The 6,309-nt window shown below is 67.4% G+C and carries 4 protein-coding genes; 3 read left to right on the top strand and 1 reads right to left on the bottom strand.

Going from position 1 to position 6,309, the window contains the following annotated elements:
• Positions 1-1,107: ligand-binding sensor domain-containing protein (locus E4L98_RS26085; RefSeq protein ID WP_205746833.1), on the bottom strand; the 1,107-nt coding region annotated here is incomplete at its 3' end.
• A gap of 353 nt (positions 1,108-1,460) precedes the next feature.
• Here E4L98_RS26085 and E4L98_RS26080 point away from each other — a divergent pair.
• From E4L98_RS26080 to E4L98_RS26070, 3 genes are read left to right on the top strand one after another with little or no spacing between them, the layout of a single operon-like run.
• Positions 1,461-1,958, top strand: coding sequence for a gluconokinase (locus E4L98_RS26080; protein ID WP_229257585.1), 498 nt, complete (start codon positions 1,461-1,463; stop codon positions 1,956-1,958).
• Positions 1,959-2,002: 44 nt separating this feature from the next.
• Positions 2,003-4,975 (top strand): TonB-dependent receptor, encoded by a 2,973-nt coding sequence (locus E4L98_RS26075; protein WP_229257584.1) that lies wholly within the window; start codon positions 2,003-2,005, stop codon positions 4,973-4,975.
• A 14-nt stretch (positions 4,976-4,989) separates the two neighbouring features.
• Positions 4,990-6,306, top strand: a complete 1,317-nt coding sequence (locus E4L98_RS26070) for a gluconate:H+ symporter (RefSeq protein WP_135204442.1) — start codon at positions 4,990-4,992, stop codon at positions 6,304-6,306.
• The last annotated feature ends 3 nt before the right edge of the window (positions 6,307-6,309 follow it).

Genomic DNA, 6,309 nt, shown 5'->3' with positions numbered 1-6,309 from the left:
CCGCCACACTTGCGCGGCGCGCACGTCGGTGACCCAGACCGTGTCGCCGGCGCCGCGCGCCAGCCGGTAAAAGCCGTCCGCGCCCGGCACCGGCGCGGCCAGCACGGCGGCGTTGCGAAAGCGTTCCAGGCCGGCCTGGGTCGACAGCCAGATATTGCCGAGCCGGTCTTCGAGCAGCAGGTTGGTGGACAGGTTGCTGAGCTGCCAGGGCTGGTCGAATTTTTCGCTGGCGTCCCGCGCTGGCTGGATGCGGCCGCCGAGGCGTTGCGGCTGGCGCACCAGGCACAGGCCGCGCGGGCAGCGCAGCGTCCACAGATTGCCGTCGCGGTCGAAGATGCCGGCGGCATGGCCTTCGGCCTGGTTCAGCCAGTCCGGCCGCGCGATGGTCGGCGACGGCGTCGGCAGCTTGCGCAGCACGCCGTTGCCGCCGCCCCACAACTGGCCATCGGGCGATTCCACCAGGCTGACGGTGTAGTCGGTGCTGATGCGCTCGAACTTGGCGCTGGCGCGGTCCAGGACATAGGTGCCATCGTCGGCGCCGAGATAGAGCCGGCCGTGCTGGTCGGCCAGGGTGGTCAGGCTGGCGGCCGGAACGCCGGCCTCCCGGCCGATGGCCTGCCAGCGCCGTTGCGCGTCATAGCGGCGGGTGCCCAGCGTGCTGGCGGCCCAGATGCTGCCGTCGCGGTCGCGCGTCAGCGTGAACACGTCGCGCACCTTGCTGTCGGCATCAGCCACGTGCTCGAGCCGGCCGTCGGCATGGCGCAGCGACAGGCCGCGGCCGACATAGCCTATCCACAAATCGCCGTTGGGCATGGCCACCAGTTCGCTGATGCGGTTGTGCAGCAGGCGGCTGCCGGCCGGCGGCTGATACGGTTCGAAGCGCACGCCATCGAAGCGGTAGACCCCGGTGGGCGTGCCCAGCCACAGCCAGCCGTCCTGGGTCTGCGCCATGCTGGTGATTTCGGCCGGCGCGCCGTCCCGGCTGGTCCAGATGGTGTGGTGGTAATCCTGCAGCGCGGTGGCGGGATCGAGCGCGCGGGCGACGGGCGCGGCGCCCAGGCTGACGACGCCGGCGGCGCACAACAGAAAGGTCAGTGGAGATGGCAAGACGGCGATCGGCGAGCGGTGAAGAGCTTGATAGAATAACATGCGGGGCGGCGGGGCGCCGACTGCCGGCCGCGCGGCGGCGGCGTCGGGCGTTGCGGCAACGCCACGTTCGTGCTGCACCGCAATAGTGCGGCGTGCCCCAGAGTGGACACGGCGAGCTGGCGGGCGTTCGTGTTGCAATGCAAAATAGATAAGGCTTTACAAATCCCCATGGTAAGCTAAAGTCGATAGCAAATGATAACGCTATCTTGGCGACTATAAGCTTCCCCTGAATTGCCGCTAAGGGCTTCCCGTACGTATGGGGCCTCAGTGGGCGGGAAGTCTTGTTAGCGCTATCTTGTCTTGGAGGATGGATGCAAAGTATCCCTTGGGTGGTGATGGGCGTCAGCGGCTGTGGCAAGAGCACGGTCGGCCAGGCGCTGGCGGAGCACCACGGCGTGCCGTTCGCGGAAGGCGACCAGTTCCACCCGGCCGCCAATGTCGCCAAGATGTCGGCCGGCATGCCGCTCGACGACGACGACCGCGCCGGCTGGCTGCTGGCGTTGCAGGCGCGCATCCGCGAGGCGCGGCAGCAGGGCACGGGGCTGGTGGTGTCCTGTTCCGCGCTCAAGCGGCGCTACCGCGACCTGCTGCGCGCGGGCGACCCGGCGCTGCGCTTCGCCCACTTGAGCGGTCCGAAGGAACTGATCGCCGCGCGCATGGCCGCGCGCGTCGACCACTACATGCCGACCTCCCTGCTGGACAGCCAGTTCCGTGACCTGGAACCGCTGCAGCCCGACGAGGCGGGCATCACGCTGGATATCGAATCACCTCCCGCCGTCCTGGTGGAGCGCATCAACCGCAGTAAATAAGCAGTTAATAAAACCAAGTCCAAAAAAATTACATGGAGACTCACATGACTACACTGACCACTCGTAACACCGTAATGCGCCTGGCCGTCGCCAGCGCCTGCAGCTGGCTCGCCCTGTCCGCGGCCCAGGCCCAGCAAACCCAGCAAACCCAGCCGATCCAGCCGGCCGACGCGGCCCAGGCCACGCCGGCCCCGGCCGACCCCGCGCCAACCGAAGCGGCCGCCAAGGTCGACAACGTGGTGACGGTGTCGGGCTCGCGCATCGCCGCGCGCGGCTTCACCCAGCCGACCCCGACCTCGACCTTGACCGCCGCCGACCTCGACAAGGTAGCCAAGCCGAACATGTTCGAATCGCTGATCGAACTGCCGGCGCTGCAGGGCAGCACCGGCCGCACCACCAGCACCTTTTCCACCTCCAGCGGCATCCAGGGGCTGTCGTCGCTGTCGCTGCGCGGCCTCGGCACCTTGCGCACCCTGACCCTGCTGGACGGCCAGCGCGTGGTCGGCGCCAACGTCACCGGCGTGACCGACGTCAGCCAGTTCCCGCAACTGCTGGTCAAGCGCGTCGACGTGGTGACCGGCGGCGCCTCGGCCTCCTACGGTTCGGACGCGATCGGCGGCGTGGTCAACTTCATCACCGACAAGAAATTCACCGGCTTCAAGTTCAATGCCGAAGGCGGCATGACCAAGTACCACGACGACAAGAACGGCACCCTGCAGGCCGCCTGGGGCAAGGGCTTTGCCGACGACCGCCTGCACGTCTCGGTCAGCGCCGAGATCACCAAGGAAAACGGCATCGATTCGCCCGGCTTCGGCGAGGTCGGCCCGAACGGCCGCGACTGGTACAAGAACCCGGCCCTGCAGGAATCGACGCCGGCCATGCAGGCCGCCGGCCTGCCGCGCTACACCAGCATCCTGCACGCCCAGCACATCCAGTACGCCAAATACGGCCTGATCACCAACGGCCCGCTGAAAGGCACCGCGTTCGGCCCCGGCGGCAACCCGTATCCATTCCAGTACGGCAGCAATTGCGTCGGCAACTTCTGTATCGGCGGCGACCTGTCCGGCAGCGTCGGCGCCGGCACCAACCTGGCCATGAACTTCAAGCGCCAGGTGGCCTACACCCGCGTGTCGTGGGATCTCGACGCCGACAATGAAATCTACCTGACCGCCAACTGGGCGCAGGTGAAATCGGTGTTCTCGCCGAATCCGGGCGCGGCCAAGCAGGGCAATCTGTCGGTCCGCTGCGACAATGCCTATCTGCCGGCCTCGATCGCCGCGGCGTGCGCCTCCGGCTACCCGAGCGGCGCCATGTCGTACGGCACCGCCAATGCCGAATTCCCGGCCAACATCAACGTGCATCCGACCCGCACCCAGCGCCGGGTGGTGGTGGGCGCCGACGGCAAGTTCTCGCTGTTCGGCAAGGACTGGTCGTACGACGCCTACGCCGAGCACGGCGAAAACACCACCGTGCTGGAGGTGCACGACATCACCCTGAATCCGCGCTACAACTTCGCCATCGATGCGATCAAGGATCCGGCCACCGGCCAGATCGTCTGCCGCAGCGCGGCGGCGCGCGCGGCCGGCTGCCAGCCGATCAACATCTTCGGCAACGTGCCGATCAACATGGCCGGCTGGAACTACATCGCCCCGGTCAACGGCCCGATGCAGCACACCGATTCGACCCAGAACGTGGTCAGCGCCAACGTCAACGGCGACGTGATGGAAGGCTGGGCCGGCCCGATCTCGCTGGCGTTCGGCGCCGAATGGCGGCGTGAAGAGTATTCGGTGTACGGCGATCCGTACGGCGCCGGCGTGTCGACCCAGTCGCCTTACAGCCCGAGCTATCCGGCCGATCCGACCTTGTCGGCCACCGGCGACAACTGGTTCGCCGGCAACTACCACAACGGCCAGGGCGCGTTCAATGTGCGCGAAGCCTATGTCGAGCTGAATATCCCGGTGCTGAAGTCGGCCACCTGGGGCGAGGCCAACGTCAACGTCGCCGACCGCGAAGAGAAGTACAGCACCGCCGGCAAGGCGCGCGCCTGGAAGCTGGGCGCCACCTGGAAAACCCCGGTCGATGGCCTGCGCCTGCGCGCGGTGAGCTCGAAGGACGTGCGCGCGCCCAACCTGAGCGAACTGTTTGCCGCCACCACCGTCACCAACCAGGCGGTCAACAACGCGCAGGGCACCTCGGTGCAGATCCAGCAGCGCAACGTCGGCAACCCGGCGCTGGTGCCCGAGAATGCACGCAACAATTCCTTCGGCATCGTGCTGAGCCAGCCGAGCTGGGCGCGTAACTTCAACCTGTCGGTCGATTACTTCGACATCAAGGTGAAGAACGTCATCAACTCGCTGTCGGCGCAGCAGGAAGTCGATCTGTGCAACGCCGGTTACCAGCAGGTCTGCTCGGCCGTGTCGATCAACGGGCCTGCGGGCACCAACTACGTGCAGGCGCAGAGCTTCAACTTCGCCCAGCTGCACACCCGCGGCGTCGACTTCGAGACTGCCTACCGCATGAACCTGGGCGACTACGGCATGCCGGGCAACCTGACCCTGCGCGGCCTGGCCACCCGCACCATCCACGCGATCTCCGATCCGGGCGTGCCGGGCACGGTGCCGAGCGAAGGCGCCGGCAACATGACCGGCAATACGCCAAAATGGAAGGCGCTGGTGTCGGAATCGTGGGAGCATGGCAAGCTGGGTCTGACCCTGAGCCAGCGCTGGATCAGCGCCGGCGTGTACAGCAACGAGTACATCGAGTGCCAGACCAATTGCCCGTTGCCGACCGCCGCCCACCCGACCATCTACGACAACCACATTCCGGGCGCGACCTACGTCGATTTCGGCGCGACCTACAAGGTCACGCCGCAGATCACGGCTTACGCCAAGATCGACAACCTGGCCGACCGCGCGCCGGTGCTGGTGCCGCAGACTAACCTGAGCTACGGCATCAACCCGGCGCTGTACGATGTGATCGGCCGTACCTACCGTGTCGGTGTGCGCGGTTCGTTCTAAGCGGAACGCCGGCCGTGTGGAATGTCTTTTCCGTGGTACTGGCGGTCGGCCTGCTGACGCTGCTGATCGCCTGGGGTAAGGTCCAGCCGCTGCTGGCGTTCGTGGCGGCGTCGCTGGCGGCGGCGCTGCTGCTGGGGATGCCGCTGGAACGCATCCCCGGCTCGATCGAGAAGGGCATCGGCGATCTGCTCGGTTCCCTGATCGTGATCGTCTGCCTGGGCGCGGTGTTCGGCAAGCTGATTGCCGACAGCGGCGCGGCGCAGCGCATCGCCAGCTATCTGATCGGCGTGTTCGGCTCGGCGCGCATGCCGGTGGCGCTGACGCTGACCGGCTTCGTCGCCGGCATCCCGCTGTACTACAACGTCGGCTTCGTGCTGCTGGTGCCGCTGGTGTTCTCGCTGGTGTACCAGAGCGGGCGGCCGGCGGTGGCGCTGGCGGTGCCGCTGCTGGCCGGGCTGTCGATCGCGCACGGCTTCCTGCCGCCGCATCCGTCGCCCACCGCGCTGGTGGCGCAGTTTCATGCCGACATGGGGCGCACGCTGCTGTATGGCCTGATCGTGGCGGTGCCGACGCTGATCATCGCCGGGCCGGTGTTCGCGCTGACGCTCAAGCGCATCCAGGCCGCGCCGGCGCCGATGTTCCGCAGCGGCCTGCGCGACGAGGCCGAGCTGCCCGGTGTGCTGAACAGCTTCGTCACCGCCTTGCTGCCGGTCTGGCTGCTGGCGGCGGCGACCCTGGCCGGCGCCGCGCCGATCGGCGATCCGCTGCTCAAAAGCGTGGTCGGTTTCCTCGCCAATCCGATGATCGTGATGCTGATCGCGCTGGCGGTGGCGGTGTGCACGCTGGGTGTGGCGCGCGGCCAGCCGCTGTCGGTGCTGATGGCCGGCGCGCAGGACGCCATGCGCGACATCGCGCCCATCCTGCTGGTGATCGCCGGCGCGGGCGCGCTCAAGCAGGTGCTGGTCGATACCGGCGTCAGCGCGCAGCTGGGCCAGCAGCTCGGCCATCTGCCGGTGCCGCCGCTGGTGCTCGGCTGGCTGGTGGCGACGCTGATCCGCATCTGCCTCGGCTCGGCCACCGTGGCCGGCCTGACCGCCGCCGGCATCGTCGCGCCGGTGGCGCAGTCGTCCGGCGTCGACGCCAACCTGATGGTGCTGGCGATCGGCGCCGGCAGCCTGATGTGCAGCCATGTCAACGACTCCGGCTTCTGGATGTTCAAGGAATACTTCGGATTGTCGCTGCGCGACACCTTCCGCTCGTGGACGCTGATGGAGACGCTGGTGGGCGTGTTCGGACTGATTTTCGTAATGATCCTTTCTGTCTTGATTTAACTT

Source organism: Duganella callida (assembly GCF_004614165.1).
GTDB classification, from domain to species: domain Bacteria; phylum Pseudomonadota; class Gammaproteobacteria; order Burkholderiales; family Burkholderiaceae_D; genus Rugamonas; species Rugamonas callida.
Note: the sequence above shows the minus strand (reverse complement) of the source record. Positions and strands in the feature narration are given on the sequence as shown.

Bases quoted from the DNA above. Each gene is read 5' to 3' on its own strand.
- E4L98_RS26080 (WP_229257585.1), top strand. From the start codon at position 1,461: ATGCAAAGTATCCCTTGGGTGGTGATGGGCGTCAGCGGCTGTGGCAAG.
- E4L98_RS26075 (WP_229257584.1), top strand. From the start codon at position 2,003: ATGACTACACTGACCACTCGTAACACCGTAATGCGCCTGGCCGTCGCC.